The 16,579-nt window shown below is 70.9% G+C and carries 19 protein-coding genes and 3 tRNA genes; 4 read left to right on the forward strand and 18 right to left on the reverse strand.

The window, feature by feature from the left end; translation table 11 throughout:
• Positions 1-125: 125 nt before the first annotated feature.
• The 9 genes from rplL to AB0G32_RS04060 form a co-directional block, all read right to left on the reverse strand.
• Positions 126-515 (reverse strand): 50S ribosomal protein L7/L12, encoded by a 390-nt coding sequence (gene rplL, locus AB0G32_RS04020; protein ID WP_361157733.1) that lies wholly within the window; start codon positions 513-515, stop codon positions 126-128.
• A 119-nt stretch (positions 516-634) separates the two neighbouring features.
• Positions 635-1,165: a 50S ribosomal protein L10 gene (rplJ, locus tag AB0G32_RS04025; protein ID WP_361157735.1), complete on the reverse strand. Its 531-nt coding sequence runs from the start codon at positions 1,163-1,165 to the stop codon at positions 635-637.
• A 320-nt stretch (positions 1,166-1,485) separates the two neighbouring features.
• Positions 1,486-2,496, reverse strand: coding sequence for a DUF6612 family protein (locus tag AB0G32_RS04030; RefSeq protein ID WP_361157737.1), 1,011 nt, complete (start codon positions 2,494-2,496; stop codon positions 1,486-1,488).
• Between the two features lie 61 nt (positions 2,497-2,557).
• Positions 2,558-3,472 (reverse strand): hypothetical protein, encoded by a 915-nt coding sequence (locus tag AB0G32_RS04035; protein ID WP_361157739.1) that lies wholly within the window; start codon positions 3,470-3,472, stop codon positions 2,558-2,560.
• Between the two features lie 140 nt (positions 3,473-3,612).
• Positions 3,613-4,338 (reverse strand): 50S ribosomal protein L1, encoded by a 726-nt coding sequence (rplA, locus tag AB0G32_RS04040; RefSeq protein WP_361157741.1) that lies wholly within the window; start codon positions 4,336-4,338, stop codon positions 3,613-3,615.
• Between the two features lie 85 nt (positions 4,339-4,423).
• Positions 4,424-4,858 carry a 50S ribosomal protein L11 gene (gene rplK / locus AB0G32_RS04045; protein WP_006130605.1) on the reverse strand — a complete coding sequence of 145 codons (435 nt, stop codon included), beginning with the start codon at positions 4,856-4,858 and terminating at the stop codon, positions 4,424-4,426.
• Positions 4,859-5,041: 183 nt separating this feature from the next.
• The gene (gene nusG / locus AB0G32_RS04050; protein WP_361157743.1) at positions 5,042-5,908 is read right to left on the reverse strand and encodes a transcription termination/antitermination protein NusG; all 867 of its coding nucleotides are present in this window, start codon (positions 5,906-5,908) and stop codon (positions 5,042-5,044) included.
• Between the two features lie 80 nt (positions 5,909-5,988).
• Positions 5,989-6,276, reverse strand: coding sequence for a preprotein translocase subunit SecE (gene secE, locus AB0G32_RS04055; RefSeq protein WP_190206132.1), 288 nt, complete (start codon positions 6,274-6,276; stop codon positions 5,989-5,991).
• 108 nt (positions 6,277-6,384) lie between these two features.
• Positions 6,385-6,457, reverse strand: a tRNA-Trp gene (locus AB0G32_RS04060).
• Positions 6,458-6,728: 271 nt separating this feature from the next.
• Here AB0G32_RS04060 and AB0G32_RS04065 point away from each other — a divergent pair.
• The 3 genes from AB0G32_RS04065 to AB0G32_RS04075 all read left to right on the forward strand — a co-directional run bounded on the left by AB0G32_RS04065 (position 6,729) and on the right by AB0G32_RS04075 (position 9,795).
• Positions 6,729-7,955, forward strand: coding sequence for a pyridoxal phosphate-dependent aminotransferase (locus AB0G32_RS04065; protein ID WP_361157745.1), 1,227 nt, complete (start codon positions 6,729-6,731; stop codon positions 7,953-7,955).
• A 125-nt stretch (positions 7,956-8,080) separates the two neighbouring features.
• Positions 8,081-9,130: an adenosine deaminase gene (locus tag AB0G32_RS04070; protein ID WP_361157748.1), complete on the forward strand. Its 1,050-nt coding sequence runs from the start codon at positions 8,081-8,083 to the stop codon at positions 9,128-9,130.
• A 32-nt stretch (positions 9,131-9,162) separates the two neighbouring features.
• Positions 9,163-9,795: an SDR family oxidoreductase gene (locus AB0G32_RS04075; protein ID WP_361157751.1), complete on the forward strand. Its 633-nt coding sequence runs from the start codon at positions 9,163-9,165 to the stop codon at positions 9,793-9,795.
• A gap of 22 nt (positions 9,796-9,817) precedes the next feature.
• Here AB0G32_RS04075 and AB0G32_RS04080 read toward each other — a convergent pair whose 3' ends face one another.
• From AB0G32_RS04080 to AB0G32_RS04120, 9 genes are all read right to left on the reverse strand, one after another.
• On the reverse strand, positions 9,818-10,873 hold the full coding sequence (locus tag AB0G32_RS04080; RefSeq protein ID WP_361157754.1) for a UDP-N-acetylmuramate dehydrogenase: 1,056 nt from the start codon (positions 10,871-10,873) through the stop codon (positions 9,818-9,820).
• An 86-nt stretch (positions 10,874-10,959) separates the two neighbouring features.
• On the reverse strand, positions 10,960-11,358 hold the full coding sequence (locus AB0G32_RS04085; protein ID WP_361157757.1) for a DUF3291 domain-containing protein: 399 nt from the start codon (positions 11,356-11,358) through the stop codon (positions 10,960-10,962).
• Between the two features lie 33 nt (positions 11,359-11,391).
• Positions 11,392-12,843 (reverse strand): DHA2 family efflux MFS transporter permease subunit, encoded by a 1,452-nt coding sequence (locus AB0G32_RS04090; protein WP_361157760.1) that lies wholly within the window; start codon positions 12,841-12,843, stop codon positions 11,392-11,394.
• A gap of 95 nt (positions 12,844-12,938) precedes the next feature.
• The gene (locus tag AB0G32_RS04095; protein WP_361157763.1) at positions 12,939-13,490 is read right to left on the reverse strand and encodes a helix-turn-helix domain-containing protein; all 552 of its coding nucleotides are present in this window, start codon (positions 13,488-13,490) and stop codon (positions 12,939-12,941) included.
• 114 nt (positions 13,491-13,604) lie between these two features.
• The gene (locus tag AB0G32_RS04100) at positions 13,605-14,033 is read right to left on the reverse strand and encodes a MaoC family dehydratase (protein WP_361157766.1); all 429 of its coding nucleotides are present in this window, start codon (positions 14,031-14,033) and stop codon (positions 13,605-13,607) included.
• A gap of 7 nt (positions 14,034-14,040) precedes the next feature.
• Positions 14,041-14,493 (reverse strand): MaoC family dehydratase N-terminal domain-containing protein, encoded by a 453-nt coding sequence (locus AB0G32_RS04105; protein ID WP_361157769.1) that lies wholly within the window; start codon positions 14,491-14,493, stop codon positions 14,041-14,043.
• A 105-nt stretch (positions 14,494-14,598) separates the two neighbouring features.
• Positions 14,599-14,763 carry a 50S ribosomal protein L33 gene (gene rpmG, locus AB0G32_RS04110; RefSeq protein WP_003948671.1) on the reverse strand — a complete coding sequence of 55 codons (165 nt, stop codon included), beginning with the start codon at positions 14,761-14,763 and terminating at the stop codon, positions 14,599-14,601.
• A 90-nt stretch (positions 14,764-14,853) separates the two neighbouring features.
• Positions 14,854-14,926: transfer RNA gene (locus AB0G32_RS04115), tRNA-Met, on the reverse strand.
• Between the two features lie 46 nt (positions 14,927-14,972).
• A tRNA-Thr gene (locus tag AB0G32_RS04120) sits at positions 14,973-15,045 on the reverse strand.
• A 189-nt stretch (positions 15,046-15,234) separates the two neighbouring features.
• Here AB0G32_RS04120 and AB0G32_RS04125 point away from each other — a divergent pair.
• Positions 15,235-16,494 carry an amidohydrolase family protein gene (locus AB0G32_RS04125; RefSeq protein WP_361157772.1) on the forward strand — a complete coding sequence of 420 codons (1,260 nt, stop codon included), beginning with the start codon at positions 15,235-15,237 and terminating at the stop codon, positions 16,492-16,494.
• Positions 16,495-16,579: the final 85 nt, after the last annotated feature.

Consider the following 16,579-nt stretch of genomic DNA (forward strand, 5'->3'; position numbering starts at 1 on the left):
ACTCGGTCGCAAGGCAACCACGGCGGGGGCCCGGGAACGACGAAGAGCGACCACCCGGATGGATGATCGCTCTTCGGTGCGTACGCGTTACAGCCCTACGGACTGTTCACCCGAACGCGAAGGTGTTACTTGACCTCGACGGAGGCGCCGGCGCCCTTGAGGGACTCGGCGGCCTTCTCGGCGGCGTCCTTGGCGACCTTCTCGAGGACGGGCTTCGGGGCGCCGTCCACGAGGTCCTTGGCCTCCTTCAGACCCAGGGAGGTCAGCTCGCGCACGACCTTGATGACCTGGATCTTCTTGTCGCCGGCACCGGTGAGGATGACGTCGAACTCGTCCTTCTCCTCCTCGGCCGGGGCGGCGGCGCCACCAGCGGCACCACCGGCGACGACGACCGGCGCGGCAGCGGCGGCGGTGACGTCGAACTTCTCCTCGAACGCCTTCACGAACTCGGAGAGCTCGATGAGGGTCATCTCCTCGAACTGGGCGAGCAGGTCGTCCTGGCTGAGCTTCGCCATGATGGCGGTCCTTCCACTATTCGGCAGGGGGTGCCGGATGTACTGGGTGAGGCGGGCGTAGTCGGGCCCGCTGCGACCGTTGCCGCGCTCAGGCGGCGTGGGTCAGAAAGCGAGCCGAATTACTCGGCACCGCCCTGCTCGTCCTGCTTGGCACGGAGCGCGTCCAGGGTGCGGACGAGCTTCGACGGCAGCGCCTGGAAGACAGAGGCAGCCTGGGACTGCTTGCCCTTCATGGCACCGGCCAGCTTGGAGAGCAGAACCTCGCGGGACTCGAGGTCCGCAAGCTTCTTGATCTCGTCGGCGGACAGCGCCTTGCCGTCAAGGACACCGCCCTTGATGACGAGATTCGGGTTGTCCTTGGCGAAGTCGCGCAGACCCTTCGCCGACTCCACCGGGTCACCGGTGATGAAGGCGACCGCCGTCGGACCATTGAACTGGTCGTCGAGCGTCGTGATCCCGGCCTCGTTGGCCGCAATCTTGGTCAGCGTGTTCTTCACCACGGCGTACTGGGCGTTCTCACCGAGCGACCGGCGCAGCGTCTTGAGCTGCGCCACGGTGAGACCGCGGTACTCGGTCAGCACGGCGGCGTTCGAGTTGCGGAACTGGTCCGTCAGCTCGGCAACCGCGGCAGCCTTGTCGGGCCTCGCCATAGAGCCTCGGCCTCCTTCCGGGTGATTCGGACCGCGCGGACCCGAAGGAGGACTGGAGAAAACGAAACGCCCCGGCGCAGGCGCACGGGGCGTAGCTCAACCGATGTTCTTCGCACGCGCACGGTACGAACTGATCGGGAGCTTCTCCACTGACACCTGCGCGGGTCGTCCGCTGTTCAGCGGATCCTTCGGCCACCGCACTTTCTTTCGAACGTGCGGCAACGACCAGCGGTCTTTGGCTTCTTCAGGAGAGTACGCGACCGGATCGCCGGCAGGCAAATCCGGTCGCGGACCGTCGGGACGAGCGGGGCGCGGGCGGCTCAGGTGCCGGAGGAGGTGTCCGTCTTCTCCAGCTCGGCCAGCTCCTTCTCGATGTCGGCGAGCTCCTTGTCGAGGTCCTCGGTGGAGCCGCCGAGGTCCGACGACACGTCGTCCAGCCCCTCCAGCGCCGCGGTCATCTCCTTGAGCTTCTCGAAGAGGTCGGCGGTGTCGCCGGCCGGCGGCACCTCGACCGCGGCCTTGGCGCCGTAGTCCGAGAACTTCATGCTCATGTCGATGTCGCCGTCCGGGGACTCCATCGTCACGTCCATACGGACCGGCAGGTCGTCCTCGTTGACCCACACCTCGGTGTCGTAACCCTTGATGCCGGCCTGCTCGGTGCCGTCCAGGAGCTGCTTGCGCTCCTTGGCGTCGAGGACGTCCAGGCTGTCGTTGCTCGCCATCATCTCCTTGACGGTGAGCGTGCCCTTGTAGTGCTCCGCCTCGACGCCGGCCACCTTCTCGGTGCCGACGTGCTTGAGGTTGGGCGACTCCAGCAGCATGGCGAGCTGGTCGGCCGGGTTCTGGTCCATGCTCTCCAGGCCGGACGTCATCTGCTTGGTCAGCGCCTCGTCCCCGGCCATCTCCGCCGCGGCGGCCAGGTCGAGCTTCATCCAGCGCTTGCCGTCCATTTCCTTGGCGGCCTCGGCCCCCAGGTCCATGTACATGACGTTGTCCTGCCAGATCATCCGGCTCTGCTCCGGGGCGCCCGCCTCGGCGCCGAGCATGGAGCCCTTCATCGTCACGTCCATGACGGTCGGGTCCCAGCCCATCACGCCGCTCATGCTCATGTCGCCGCCGCCCTCCATCGCGGCCGGCGTCGACATGGTCATCTCGACCTTGGCGGACTTCGCCTCGGCGGTCTTCTCGTACGCCGCCGTGATCACCTGGTGGACGGTCCGCTCGGCGGCCCCGTCCTGCTCCGCGCCGCAGCCGACCGCGCCGCCCGCCAGCACCAGCGCCGCGATGCCGGCGAGGGTGGCCCCGCCCCGCTTACCTGTACCGCGCTCCATTGATTCCCCCCAAGGAAACAAAAAGGAACAGTTTGTCGATTCTTTTGAAAACCCTGTGAGCTTATCCCAGCGGAGGAGTCGATTCCCCCTCGGTTTCCGCCGCCCCGCTGGTCCCGCCGGTCCCGCCGGTCCCGCCGGTCCCACCCGTGCCGTCCAGCAGCTCCGTCACGTCCCGGGTGTCGTCCGCCGGGGGCTTCCGGGCGCTCACCCGCACCCCGTAGTCGCGGTAGTACGCGGTCTGGGTCAGCTCGCCGTCCGACGTGGTCGCCCGCTCGACCTTCTTCACCAGCAGGTCCCGGTCGTCTGTCCAGACCTCGACGGTCTGGCCGGTGACCCCCGCGTCGGCGTCTTGGACCGTGCCCGAGTAGTGCGTGGTGAGCCGGCCGCGCACCCGCTCCGCGCCGACCTCCCGCACGTCGTCGGAGGCCAGCAGCAGGTCCAGGGACCGGTCGGGGGTGGCCGCCCGTATCTGGTCACCCAGCTCCGCGCCGGAGCCGCCCGCCAGGTCGTCCAGGTCGTCGTAGGCGTATCGCACCCAGTGCCGGCCGCCGGCCTGTGCCGCGAAGGCGTCGCCCATGCGCGCGTAGTACGCGTCCGGCAGATAGCGGGCCTCCATCGACGCGCTGCCCAACTGCCGCATGCTGTCGGCCAGGTCACCGCCGGTGTAGGTGAGCGTGAGGGTGCCGGTGACCCGGTCGTCGGTCCAGCCGAGGGCGCCGCCCGCGGTCAGGGAGATCGTGGAGCCGATCCGCGTCGTGGACTCCACTCGCGCGGAACGGGCCTGCTCCGTTGCCCGCTCGGCCGCGCGCAGCCCGGCCAGCACCGCGGCCGGCGGCGACCCGGCCGCCCGCTCGCCGGCGCCCTGGGTGTCGTCGGACGGACCGCAGGCGCCCGTGCACAGCGCCACCAGCGCGATCACCGCCGCCACCGTGAGCGCCACCCGCCCCGCCGGACGCCGCCCGCCCGTCCCCGTCATCGCTGTCACCCGCCCCCCAGTCGTCCCCGTACCAGAAAGCTAACGCACAGCACTGACAACCGGCCCGGAAAAGGGGACGGGCCCCGCACCCTGGAAGGGGTGCGGGGCCCGTGGACCGGTGCTCCGGGTGAGCCTCAGGCTCAGACCGCGGCCGGGTCCTCCTCGACGAGGAGGTTGCGGGTGCGGTTGGAGTCGACCGGGATGCCGGGGCCCATCGTGGTGCTGATGGCGGCCTTCTTGATGTAGCGGCCCTTGGCGGCGGACGGCTTCAGCCGGAGGATCTCCTCCAGGGCGGCGCCGTAGTTCTCCACCAGCTTGGTGTCGTCGAACGACGTCTTGCCGATGATGAAGTGCAGGTTCGCGTGCTTGTCGACACGGAACTCGATCTTGCCGCCCTTGATCTCGGTCACGGCCTTGGCCACGTCCGGGGTCACGGTGCCGGTCTTCGGGTTGGGCATCAGACCACGCGGGCCGAGGACGCGGCCGAGGCGGCCGACCTTGCCCATGAGGTCCGGGGTGGCGACGACGGCGTCGAAGTCCAGACGGCCCTTCGACACCTCGTCGATCAGCTCGTCGGAGCCGACGATGTCGGCGCCCGCGGCGGTCGCGGCCTCGGCACGGTCACCGGTCGCGAAGACCAGGACCCGGGCGGTCTTACCGGTGCCGTGCGGGAGGTTCACGGTGCCACGGACCATCTGGTCGGCCTTGCGCGGGTCGACACCCAGGCGGAAGGCGACCTCGACGGTGCCGTCGAACTTGGTCGTGGAGGTCTCCTTGGCGAGACGGACGGCCTCGAGCGGGGCGTACTGCTTGTCCCGGTCGATCTTGGCGTCCGCAGCGCGGAGAGACTTGCTGCGCTTGCTCACTACTGCTCCTGTTGGCTCATCGAGGAGTCGTGGTCCGGGCCGAGCAGGCCCTGCCACTACTACTGCTGGATTACGGGGGTGGAGGTCAGCCCTCGACCGTGACGCCCATGGAACGGGCGGTGCCGGCGATGATCTTCTCGGCGGCGTCCAGGTCGTTGGCGTTGAGGTCGGGCATCTTGGTGGTGGCGATCTCACGGACCTGGTCACGCGTAATCTTCGCGACCTTGGTCTTGTGCGGCTCGCCGGAGCCCTTCTCCACACCCGCGGCCTTGAGGATCATCTTCGCGGCCGGCGGGGTCTTGGTGATGAAGGTGAAGGAGCGGTCCTCGTAGACCGTGATCTCCACCGGGATGACCCAGCCACGCTGCGACTCGGTCGCCGCGTTGTAGGCCTTGCAGAACTCCATGATGTTGACGCCGTGCTGACCCAGCGCGGGGCCGACCGGCGGGGCCGGGTTCGCGGCACCGGCCTGGATCTGGAGCTTGATGAGCCCCGTGACCTTCTTCTTCTTGGGAGGCATAGCTCTCCGGGTCCTTTCGATTCGGGTCCTGCCCACACCCGGGCGACAACCCGGACGCAGGCATACCGCACAACGATAGCGGGTATGGATGTGCGGCTAAAAACCGAGCAGGTCAGACGCTTGCCGGAGCAACCGTCTGACCTGCTCGGACGTTGGTGAGCCAGAAGGCCAGTCCTGCTGGATTCAGTTCTTCTGGATCTGGTCGAAGGACAGCTCGACCGGCGTCTCGCGGCCGAAGATCTCGACCAGGCCCTTGACCTTCTTCGAGTCGGCGTTGATCTCGTTGATCGTGGCCTGCAGCGTGGCGAACGGACCGTCGGTGACGGTGACCGAGTCGCCGACCTCGAAGTCCAGCACCTGGACCTCGACCTTGCGCTGCGGCGCCGGCTTGCCCTCGGCCTCGGCGGCCTCGCGGGCGGCCTTCTCCTCGGCCTCCGGGGCGAGCATCTTGACGATCTCGTCCAGGGTCAGCGGGTACGGGTCGTAGGCGTTGCCGACGAAGCCGGTGACGCCCGGGGTGTTGCGGACGACGCCCCAGGACTCGTTGGTCAGGTCCATGCGGACCAGGACGTAACCCGGCAGCTTGTTCTGGCGGATCGTCTTGCGGTCGCCGTTCTTGATCTGGACGACCTCTTCCTGCGGCACCTCGGCCTGGAAGATGTAGTCCTCGACGTTGAGCGAGACGGCGCGCTGCTCCAGGTTGGTCTTCACGCGGTTCTCGTAGCCGGCGTACGTGTGGATGACGTACCACTCGCCGGGCAGGACACGCAGTTCCTGGCGGAGCTTCTCGACCGGGTCGATGTCGGGCTCGTCCTCGGCCTCTTCGGTCTCCGCCTCGTCGGCGGCGGCCTCGACGTCCTCGTCCTCGTCCTCGGACTCGACCTCGGCGTCCTCGGAAGACTCGGCGCCGGCAGCCTCGACCTCGGCCTCGGCGGAGGTCTCGGTGTCCTCGTCGCCCGACGCGGTGTCGACGGCGTCGAACTCGTCCTTGACGGACTCGGCCTCCACCTCGTGAGGCTCAACGGCGTCGTTCACGTTCGGGTCAGACACGGTGGCTGCTTCTTCCTGGATACATAGGGGTGGAACACGCGAAAGGAGCGCCGGGTACCTCGGCGCTCTTCGCTCGCGGGTCAGCCGAAGACGTACTTGGCGGCGTGGCTGAGCCCATAGTCAATCACGGTGACCAGGCCGATCATGATGACGACGAAGATGATCACCACAGTGGTGTACGTCGTCAGCTGATTGCGACTCGGCCAGACCACCTTGCGGAGTTCCGCGATGATCTGGCGGTAGAAGAGCGCGAGACGCTTCAGGGGGCCCTTCTTGGCACGCTTGCCGCCCTTGCGCTGCTTCTTCTTGGAGTCCGGCGCCTCGTCCTGGGCATCAGGCATGTCGATGGAGCCCACGGCGTCCGTCACTCGTCCTCACCTGATTCCGGGTCGTGGCCGTGCCGCGCCCGGTCTGAGCCGCACGGCGGTGCATTGCTGTACGTACATGCGCACACATCCTGGCGAAGGTGTGTGTAGCAGGGCCGGAGGGACTTGAACCCCCAACCGCTGGTTTTGGAGACCAGTGCTCTACCAATTGAGCTACGACCCTTTGTGTGTCCCCCAACGTACCGCATCCGCCCGGGTGCTTGGTGTGCACCGGATGAGCGCGGGCTGCTGGAGGCCGACGAGGTGTGAGTGTACGTGGTTCGGCGCCGGGCGTCGAACAGAAAGGGCCAGTGAGCGGCCCCTCCGCCCGGTGTGACCGAAGATCGCCCTGGCCGGAGGGCGGTTCCGGACTGTTGTTCAGCCCTTTGTCCGGACCTGTTCAGTACGTGAAACCCGCGTGCCGGGCAGGTTTCCGGTCTGGAACGATGGGGCGCATGAGCGCTGCAACCCCTCCCACCGAGCGCCGGGTCTCCGCCCGAGTCGGCGCGATCTCCGAGTCCGCCACCCTCGCCGTCGACGCCAAGGCGAAGGCACTCAAGGCCGCCGGGCGTCCGGTGATCGGCTTCGGCGCCGGTGAGCCCGACTTCCCGACCCCCGACTACATCGTCGAGGCGGCGATCGAGGCCTGCAAGAACCCGAAGTACCACCGCTACACCCCGGCCGGCGGCCTGCCCGAGCTGAAGGCCGCGATCGCCGCGAAGACGCTGCGCGACTCCGGCTACGAGGTCGACGCCTCCCAGATCCTGGTCACCAACGGCGGCAAGCAGGCCATCTACGAGGCGTTCGCCGCGATCCTCGACCCGGGCGACGAGGTCATCGTCCCGGCGCCGTACTGGACGACGTACCCCGAGTCGATCCGGCTGGCCGGCGGTGTCCCGGTCGAGGTCGTCGCGGACGAGACGACCGGCTACCGGGTCAGCGTCGAGCAGCTGGAGGCGGCCCGCACGGAGAAGACCAAGGTCGTCCTCTTCGTCTCCCCGTCCAACCCGACCGGCGCGGTCTACTCCGAGTCCGAGACCGAGGCGATCGGCCGCTGGGCCGTCGAGCACGGCCTGTGGGTGCTGACCGACGAGATCTACGAGCACCTGGTCTACGGCGGCGCCGCCGCCGTGTCGCTGCCGGCCGTGGTGCCCGAGCTGCGCGACAAGTGCGTCGTGGTCAACGGTGTCGCCAAGACGTACGCGATGACCGGCTGGCGGGTCGGCTGGGTGATCGGCCCCAAGGACGTGGTGAAGGCGGCCGCCAACCTCCAGTCGCACGCCACCTCCAACGTCGCGAACGTGTCGCAGGCCGCGGCCCTCGCCGCCGTCTCCGGCAGCCTGGACGCGGTGGCGACCATGCGCGAGGCGTTCGACCGCCGCCGCCAGACCATCGTGCGGATGCTCAACGAGATCGACGGCGTCCTGTGCCCCGAGCCGGAGGGCGCGTTCTACGCCTATCCGTCGGTCAAGGCGCTGATCGGCAAGGAGATCCGCGGCCGCCGCCCGCAGAACACGGTGGAGCTGGCCGCGCTCATCCTGGAGGAGGCCGAGGTCGCGGTGGTGCCCGGCGAGGCCTTCGGCACCCCCGGCTACCTGCGCCTTTCCTACGCGCTGGGCGACGAGGACCTGGTCGAGGGCGTGAGCCGCATCCAGAAGCTGCTGGCGGAGGCCAGGGACTGACCCCGCACCGCTCGTCGGGGGCCGCTCAGGGAGGAATCCTGGGCGGCCCCCATTTTTTGTGCGAGCAAGACCCCGTACGGGGAACCGGCTACCGGGATCCGCGTGGCGTACGGCAAGATCCTGGGATGGAGCGTGTACGTGATGTCTCTGAGCTGCCGAAGGCCCATCTGCACCTGCACTTCACCGGGTCGATGCGCCCCGCCACCCTGCTGGAACTCGCCGACAAGCACGGTGTCCGGCTGCCCGACGTCCTGACCGAGGCGCTGTCCGGCGGCCATTCGCCGAAGCTGCGGGCGACGGACGAACGCGGCTGGTTCCGCTTCCAGCGGCTCTACGACGCGGCCCGCTCGTGCCTCAGAGAGCCCGAGGACATCCAGCGGCTGGTGCGGGAGGCCGCCGAGGAGGACCTCAGGGACGGCTCGGGGTGGCTGGAGATCCAGGTCGACCCGACCTCGTACGCGCCGCGCCTGGGCGGTCTGATCCCGGCGCTGGAGGTCATCCTGGACGCGGTGGACAGCACGGTGCGGGAGACCGGGCTCGGGATGCGGGTGCTGGTGGCCGCGAACCGGATGAAGCACCCGCTGGACGCGCGGACGCTGGCCCGGCTCGCGGTGCGCTACGCGGAGCGCGGCGTGGTCGGCTTCGGGCTCTCCAACGACGAGCGGCGCGGCATGGCCCGGGACTTCGACCGGGCGTTCGCCATCGCCCGGGAGGGCGGGCTGCTGTCCGCGCCGCACGGCGGCGAGCTGACCGGCCCGGCCTCGGTCCGGGACTGCCTGGACGACCTGGACGCCGACCGGATCGGGCACGGCGTACGGGCCGCGGAGGACCCGCGGCTGCTGAAACGGCTCGCGGACCGGCAGATCACCTGCGAGGTGTGCCCGGCGTCCAACGTGGCCCTGGGCGTCTACGAGAAACCCGAGGACGTGCCGCTGCGCAAGCTGTTCGACGCGGGGGTGCCGATGGCGCTGGGCGCCGACGACCCGCTGCTGTTCGGCTCCCGGCTGGCGGCGCAGTACGAGATCGCGCGCCGCCACCACGGCTTCACGGACGCCGAACTGGCCGAGCTGGCCCGGCAGTCGGTGCGCGGCTCGGCGGCGCCCGAGGACATCAAGACAAAACTGCTGTCCGACGTGGACGCCTGGATCGGCGCGGCGCCTCCGGGCGACGATTGAGCGAGTCGCCCGTCGAACAGGGGAGGTACGCCATGCGGCTGACCGTGGTCGGAGCCACCGGCGGTGTGGGCCGGGAGATAGTCCGGCAGGCGCTGGCCGCCGGGCACGAGGTCACGGCGGTGGTACGGGACCCGGCCCGGCTGCCGGTGACCGGTGACCGCCTGGAGGTGTTCCGCGCGGACCTGTCCGACGCCGAGCGGCTGCGGCCCGCGGTCGCCGGGCGGGACGCGGTGCTGTCCGGGCTCGGCGCGCGCGGCCGCGGCGACGCCGGCGTCACCAGCCGGCTGACCCGTACGGTGCTGGCGGCCATGGCGGCGCAGGAGGTGCGGCGGCTGGTGGTGGTCAGCGCCGCGCCGCTCGGCCCGGTGTCGGACGGGGACGGCCTCGTGGACCGCGGCCTGCGGGCCGTGCTCTGGCGGGTCCTGGGAGACGTCTACGGCGATCTGCGCCGGATGGAGGCGGAACTGGCCGCCAGTGCCGCCGACTGGACGGTCGTACGGCCGCCGCGGCTCCAGGACCGGCCCGGCACCGGCCGCTACCGCCGGGTCGTCGGCGGCAATCCGCCCAAGGGCCGCTTCGTGGCCCGCGCGGACGTGGCCCACGCGATGCTCGCGTCCCTCGCCGACCCCGAGACGGTGCGGCAGGCGGTCGGGGTCGCCCACTGAGGCGGGGCCGGGGGCGGGCGGCTCAGAGGCTGACGCCGACCGTCACCGGCTCGTTGACGAGGGTGACCCCGAAGGCGTCGTGGACCCCGGCGACGACCTCGCGGGCCAGGGCGAGCAGGTCCTCCGTGGTGGCCGAGCCCCGGTTGGTCAGGGCCAGGGTGTGCTTGGTGGAGATCCGGGCCGGGCCGGTGCCGTAGCCCTTGGTGAAGCCCGCCCGGTCGATCAGCCAGGCGGCCGACGTCTTGGTACGGCCCGGACCGGCCGGGTAGGCGGGCGGCTGCACGTCGTCGCCGAGCCGGGCCCGCACGCGCGCGTGGAAGGCGGTGAACTCCTCGTCGGTGAGGATCGGGTTGGTGAAGAACGACCCGGCCGACCAGGTGTCGTGGTCCTCGGGGTCGAGGACCATGCCCTTGCCCGCGCGCAGCTTCAGCACGGTCTCCCGGGCGGCCGCCAGCGGGACCCGGTCGCCGGGCTCGACGCCGAGGGCGCGGGCGGTCTCGGCGTACTTGACCGGCCCGGAGAGCCCGCCGGCGTCCTCCAGCGCGAAGCGGACGCGCAGGACGACATACCGGTCGGGATCGGCCTTGAAGCGGCTGTGGCGGTAGGAGAACCCGCACTCCTCGGCGGTGAGAACGACTGTCTCCCCGGTGGTGCGGTCGTAGGCGACCACCTCGGTGATGGTGGCGGCGACCTCCTGGCCGTACGCCCCCACGTTCTGGATCGGGGTCGCGCCGGCCGAGCCGGGGATGCCGGCCAGGCATTCGACGCCGGCGAGTCCCGCCTCGACCGTGCGGGCGACGGCGTCGGTCCACACCTCGCCGGCGGCCAGCTCCAGGCGGGTGCCGTCGAGGGCGAAGCCCTTGGTGGCGACGACCAGTGCGGTGCCGTCGAAGCCCTTGTCGCCGACGACCAGGTTGGAGCCGCCGCCGATCACCAGCAGCGGCGTACCGGTGGCATCGGCCTCGCGGACGGCGGCGATCACCTCGGCGTCGGTGGTGGCGGTGACCAGCCGGGTCGCGGGACCGCCCAGCCGGAAGGTGGTCAGCGGGGCGAGGGGGGCGTCGTGGAGTTCCTGCACGCGCCCAAGACTACGAGAAGCCACTGACAACGCCACGGGCGAGGAACGGCCCGGACCGTTCCTCGCCAGTACGCGCGCGTGCGGGCTCAGCCGAGGCGCCGCAGCGCCTCGTCCCAGTCGGCCGGGAGGCTGTCGCCGCTCGCCGTCCAGGAGACGAACTTCGCGTCCTTCATCTGCCCGGCCAGCCCGCCGGCCGCCGGCCCGTGGGCGCCCGAGCGGGCGAACTCCTTGAGGGCGTGGGGCGACTCCCAGGCGGACAGCGTCCAGAAGGTCCGCCGGAAGGGCTGGGCCCGCAGGGACGCGCCGTACGCGCCGGGCGCCCGCCCCACCTGGCGCCATACGCCGGGGGTCCGGGCGAGGAAGCGGAGCGCTCCCCACAGGGTGCGGGTCTCGAAGCGGGAGGCGAAGACGTGCACGTCGGGGGCGCTCCGGCCGTCGGTGGCGGCCGGCGGGGTGTGCGGCGTGATCCAGGGCAGGGTGGGCATGGCGGACTCCTTCTCCGGGTTGCGGGCCGGGACTCAGCGGGAGGCGGTTTCCAGGGCGGGCGCGGACGCCGTCGCGCCGCCGTCGTCGGCCGGGGCGGCCGGGCGGCGCGCCGGGATCAGCAGCACCGCCACCGCGCCGACCGCGACCGCCGCGGCGCCGGTGACGAGCGCGGGCCGCAGTCCGTCGACGAAGGACAGCGCGCTCTCGTAGCCGCCCTGGGCGGAGAAGATCGAGCCCATCACGGCGACGCCGAGCGCGCCGCCGACCTCGCGCAGGGCGTTGTTCGCCCCGGAGGCGACGCCCTGTTCGTGGCTTCGGACGCTGGACATCACGAGGTGGGCGGCGGGGGCGAAGTACAGGGCCATGCCGATACCGCAGATGATCAGGCCGGGCAGCTGGACGGCGTAGGAGGCGTCCTCGGTGATGACAAGGCCCAGGTAGCCGAGGCCGGCGGCCTGGAGGAAGAGTCCGGCGGCGACCACGGGCCGGCCGCCGACCCGGTCGGCGAGCAGGCCGGCGATCGGCGCGACGATCATGGGCATGCCGGTCCAGGGCAGCATGCGCAGGCCCGCCTCGGTGGGCGAGTAGCCGAGCACGCCCTGGAGGTACTGGCTGAGCAGGAAGACCGAACCGAACACGCCGAGGAACATCAGCAGGCTGGCCGCGTTGATCCCGGCGAACGCCCGGGAGCGGAACAGCCGCATCGGGAGCACCGGGTTGCTGGCCTGGATGCCGTGCCGGACGAACCCGGCGAGCAGCGCGGCCCCGGCGAACAGGGACAGCAGGACCACGCTGTCGGTCCAGCCGTCGGCGGGCCCGCGGACGAGTCCGTAGACGACGCCGAACAGACCGCCGCTCGCGAGCAGGGTGCCGGGTATGTCGAGCCGGGTGCCGGTGCCGTGGGACTCGGCGAGCCGCAGGCGGGCGAGCGGCAGCAGGGCGATGCCCAGCGGCACGTTCAGCCAGAAGATCCACTGCCAGGAGATGTGCTCGGTCAGCGCGCCGCCGATCAGCGGTCCGGAAGCCACCGCGAGCCCGTTGACCGCGCCCCAGATGCCGTACGCCATGCCGCGCCTGGCGGCCGGTACCGCGGCCGTCAGCAGGGTGAGCGTCAGCGGCATCATGATCGCCGCGCCGACGCCCTGCACCGCGCGGGCCGCGATGAGGCCGCCGATGCCGGGTGCGAGGGCGGCCGCGGCGGAGGCCGCGGTGAAGACCGCCGTGCCGACCAGGAAGAGCCGGCGGCGGCCGAAGCGGTCGCCGAGGGCCGCGCCGGTCATCAACAGGCAGGCGAAGGTGAGCGTGTAGGCGCTCACCGTCCATTCGAGGTCGTGCAGCGCGCCGCCGAGGTCCTCGCGGATGGCGGGCAGCGCGGTGGTGACGACGAGGTTGTCCAGGGCGGCCATGAATCCGGCCACGCTGGTGATGACGAGCGCCCAGGCCGCTCCCCCGCGGCGTGCGATCTGTTGCTGCTGCTGTGACATGACTCCCCCAGAGGTTGTCACTGACTCAGTGGTTAGTTATTGATGACTAACTTTTATGGTCAAAAAAAGGGCCCGCGAGGACGCGCCCCCAGCCCTTACGGACGTCCGGTCCCGTACACGCCTTCCCAGACCCGGTGTCCGGGCGGGAACCCCATGGCCACCAGGGTGTTGATGAGCATCCCCTTCGCCATGAAGTCACCCGTCTCGGTGATGTTTCCGCCGCCCAGCAGGTGCACCGTGTCCCACAGCCGCATCCACCCGGCCCGCACCAGCTCACCGAACTCGCGGTCGCCCGCCTGCTCGGCGGCGCCCACGGTGAGGTACATCTGCATCTGCATGAGCAGCCGTTCCGGCCGCTCCATGATGACCTCGGAGTAGGTGTGGCCCATGGCGTGCCGGGCCGCGTCGCCCGCCAGGCCCTCGGCCGCCTCCTCGAACGTGCGGATGGTCTCCTCGATGCACCGCTCCGCCGCGGCGAGGAAGATCGCTTGCTTGCCGGGGAAAAGCCGGAAGAGATACGGCTGCGAGACACCGACCCGCTTGGCGATCGCCTCGGTCGACGTGCCGTAGTAGCCGCCGCGGGCGAACTCGGACATCGCCGCGCGGACGATGCTCTCGCGCCGCTCCTCCGCACTCATCCTGACCATGCGACAAAGTTAGTACTCAATCACTAACCCGCGCAAGCCCTGCGGACAGGAAAGGGGCGACAGGTAAGGGGCGTCCCCTTGGCGGAACGCCCCTTACCGCTGCTCATGCAGGGCTCAGCCCAGCCGCACGACCGCCCGGGACATCCCGAGCACCTTCTGTCCGGCGCTGGTCGCCGTGAGGTCGACCCGCACGGTGTGGTCGTCGAGCTTGGCGGCGACCTTGCCGCTGACCTCGATGACGGCGCCCTGGCCGTCGTCCGGGACGACGACCGGCTTGGTGAAGCGGACGCCGTACTCGACGACCGCGCCCGGGTCGCCGGTCCAGTCGGTGACCACCCGGATCGCCTCGGCCATGGTGAACATGCCGTGCGCGATGACGTCCGGCAGGCCGACCTCCTTGGCGAACCGCTCGTTCCAGTGGATCGGGTTGAAGTCCCCGGACGCCCCCGCGTACCGGACGAGGGTGTCGCGGGTCACGGGGAAGGACTGGGCCGGCAGTTCGGTGCCGACCTCGACGTCGTCGTACGCGATCTTCGCCGTCATCGGTTGCTCACGCCCCCTCGGCCGCGCGGGCGACCAGCTTGGTCCAGGCGGTCACTACGAGCTCGCCGGCCTCGTCGTGCACCTCGCCGCGGATGTCCAGGATGTCGTTGCCCGCGAGGGACTTGACCGTCTCGATGGTGGAGGTGACGGTGAGCCGGTCACCGGCGCGCACGGGGCGGACGTAGGCGAACTTCTGGTCGCCGTGCACCACCCGGCTGTAGTCGAGGCCGAGCTGCGGGTCCTGGATGACCACGCCGGCGGCCCGGAAGGTGATGGAGAACACGAAGGTGGGCGGCGCGATCACGTCGGGGTGACCGAGCGTCCTGGCGGCCTCTGGGTCGGTGTACGCCGCGTTGGCGTCACCCACCGCCTCCGCGAACTCGCGGATCTTCTCCCGGCCCACCTCGTAGGGCGCGGTGGGCGGGTAGGTCCGCCCCACGAAGGACTGGTCGAGCGCCATGGGCCCGGTACCTCCTGCTGCTGGTTCCTGCTGCGGTTCCTGCTGGATGAAACGACGCGAGGCCGCCCCCAGCCTTCGGGGACGGCCTCGCGTACGAGCCTGAAACTATCGCGTTTCGCGGTGCGCGGTGTGCGCGTTGCAACGCGGGCAGTGCTTCTTCATCTCCAGTCGGTCCGGGTTGTTACGCCGGTTCTTCTTGGTGATGTAGTTCCGCTCCTTGCACTCCACGCAGGCCAGCGTGATCTTCGGGCGGACGTCGGTGGCAGCCACGTGAGTGCTCCTTGACGAACGGATGGGACTGGGTTAACGCATAGAAGAGTAGCCGATCGAAGGACCGACCCCGCAATCGGCTACTTAGAGTAGCGGTGACCGGACTTGAACCGGTGACACAGCGATTATGAGCCGCTTGCTCTACCGACTGAGCTACACCGCTGCGATGCGATCGAGTCCCGCCTCGCGGCGGGAACCTCTCACACCAGAGCCCCAATACGGAATCGAACCGTAGACCTTCTCCTTACCATGGAGACGCTCTGCCGACTGAGCTATTGGGGCGAGCGATGAAGACATTACACGGTCGGCCGCCGTTCGCCCAAATCCGTTTCGGGCCCGCCTGAGAGGTCTGACCACACCGGTACGACTATTGCGCTCCTCCCCGCCACGGGCTGATCACCGCCCTAGGCTCGACTCACTCTGCGTGATCATGCGTCCCCCACTGCGCAGCCCCGAGCCCAGAGGAGCGCGATGCCCGACAGCCAGCCGCAGCAGCCGTCCCACTCCTCGTCCCGCCCGGGCCCGGCCGGCCCCGGCGCACTGCTGCTGTCGGGGGCCCGGCTCGCCGACGGCCGGACCGTGGACGTACGGCTGTACGGCGGCCGGATCGAGGCCGTCGGCACGGCGGGCAGCCTCGCGGCCGCCGGCCCGCCCGGGGCCGGCGGCCGGGTGGACCTCACCGGCTACCTGCTCCTGCCGGCCCCCGCCGAGCCGCACGCGCACGCCGACACCGCCCTGACCGCCGACTCCGGCGGGCCGGTCTCCGACCAGCCGCTGGACGTGCAGCGCCGGGCCACCGAGGCGGCGCTGCTGCAACTGGGGCACGGCGCCACGGCGTTGCGGGCGCACGTGCGGGTGGGCGACGTGCCGGGGCTCGGCGCCCTGACCGCCGTACTGCGGGCCCGGCGGGCGCTGCGCGGGCTGGTCGAGCTGACACCGGTGGCGATGCCGAGGGTGCTGACCGGGACGGCCGGGGCGGACGGGCTGGCGATGCTGCGGGACGCGCTGAAGATGGGCGCGGGGGTGGTGGGCGGGTGCCCGGACCGGGACCCCGATCCGACCGGGTACGTGGAGGCGGTCCTGGAGGTCGCCGCCGAGCACGGCTGCCCCGTCGACCTGCACACGGACGCCGCCGACCCGGCCCGGCTGGCCCGGCTGGCGGCGATGGCGGGCGGGCTGCGGCCGGGGGTGACCCTGGGCCCGTGCGGCGGTCTGGACGGGCTGCCGGCCGAGGTGGCGCACCGCACGGCGGACCAACTGGCGGCGGCCGGGGTGACGGTGGTGTGTCTGCCGCAGGGCGGCTGCGGCGACGCGGGCCGGCGCGCGCCGGCTCCGGTAGGGCTGCTGCGGCGGGCCGGGGTGCGGGTGGCGGCCGGCAGCGGCGCGCTGCGGGACCTGGCCAACCCGGTGGGGCGCGGGGACCCGTTGGAGGCCGCGTATCTGCTGGCCTCCCGGCACGGGCTGCGGCCGGAGGAGGCGTACGAGGCGGTGAGCGGGGCGGCGCGGGCGGCGCTGGGCCTGCCCGAGGTCCGGGTGGAGGCGGGTTTCCCGGCCGAACTCCTCGCGGTGCGCGGCGACCGGCTCGCCGGGGCGCTCTCGTTGGCGTACAGCCGTGTCGTGGTGCACGGGGGGCGCGTGGTGGCGCGTACCAGCGCGGTGCGGGAGTACGGCGACTGCTCGACGGCCACGGAGCTGGGGCTGCCCCGGCAGGGCCGGGGGCAGTTGCCTTGACGTTCCGTCGGGCGGTGAGCGGAGTGATCTGGTCCGGTTCCGTCGGGTCGCTGGGAAGGCGGCCGGGAAGCCGTGCGGCGCGGAC

The organism is Streptomyces sp. NPDC023723, assembly GCF_040639815.1.
In the GTDB taxonomy this organism is placed as follows: domain Bacteria; phylum Actinomycetota; class Actinomycetes; order Streptomycetales; family Streptomycetaceae; genus Streptomyces.

What these genes read in the sequence shown, in the direction of transcription:
- rplL (WP_361157733.1), bottom strand. Translation starts at nt 515, where the DNA reads ATGGCGAAGCTCAGCCAGGACGACCTGCTCGCCCAGTTCGAGGAGATG.
- rplJ (WP_361157735.1), bottom strand. Translation starts at nt 1,165, where the DNA reads ATGGCGAGGCCCGACAAGGCTGCCGCGGTTGCCGAGCTGACGGACCAG.
- AB0G32_RS04030 (WP_361157737.1), bottom strand. Translation starts at nt 2,496, where the DNA reads ATGGAGCGCGGTACAGGTAAGCGGGGCGGGGCCACCCTCGCCGGCATC.
- AB0G32_RS04035 (WP_361157739.1), bottom strand. Translation starts at nt 3,472, where the DNA reads ATGACGGGGACGGGCGGGCGGCGTCCGGCGGGGCGGGTGGCGCTCACG.
- rplK (WP_006130605.1), bottom strand. Translation starts at nt 4,858, where the DNA reads ATGCCTCCCAAGAAGAAGAAGGTCACGGGGCTCATCAAGCTCCAGATC.
- AB0G32_RS04065 (WP_361157745.1), top strand. Translation starts at nt 6,729, where the DNA reads ATGAGCGCTGCAACCCCTCCCACCGAGCGCCGGGTCTCCGCCCGAGTC.
- AB0G32_RS04070 (WP_361157748.1), top strand. Translation starts at nt 8,081, where the DNA reads ATGGAGCGTGTACGTGATGTCTCTGAGCTGCCGAAGGCCCATCTGCAC.
- AB0G32_RS04075 (WP_361157751.1), top strand. Translation starts at nt 9,163, where the DNA reads ATGCGGCTGACCGTGGTCGGAGCCACCGGCGGTGTGGGCCGGGAGATA.
- AB0G32_RS04085 (WP_361157757.1), bottom strand. Translation starts at nt 11,358, where the DNA reads ATGCCCACCCTGCCCTGGATCACGCCGCACACCCCGCCGGCCGCCACC.
- AB0G32_RS04090 (WP_361157760.1), bottom strand. Translation starts at nt 12,843, where the DNA reads ATGTCACAGCAGCAGCAACAGATCGCACGCCGCGGGGGAGCGGCCTGG.
- AB0G32_RS04095 (WP_361157763.1), bottom strand. Translation starts at nt 13,490, where the DNA reads ATGGTCAGGATGAGTGCGGAGGAGCGGCGCGAGAGCATCGTCCGCGCG.
- AB0G32_RS04100 (WP_361157766.1), bottom strand. Translation starts at nt 14,033, where the DNA reads ATGACGGCGAAGATCGCGTACGACGACGTCGAGGTCGGCACCGAACTG.
- AB0G32_RS04105 (WP_361157769.1), bottom strand. Translation starts at nt 14,493, where the DNA reads ATGGCGCTCGACCAGTCCTTCGTGGGGCGGACCTACCCGCCCACCGCG.
- AB0G32_RS04125 (WP_361157772.1), top strand. Translation starts at nt 15,235, where the DNA reads ATGCCCGACAGCCAGCCGCAGCAGCCGTCCCACTCCTCGTCCCGCCCG.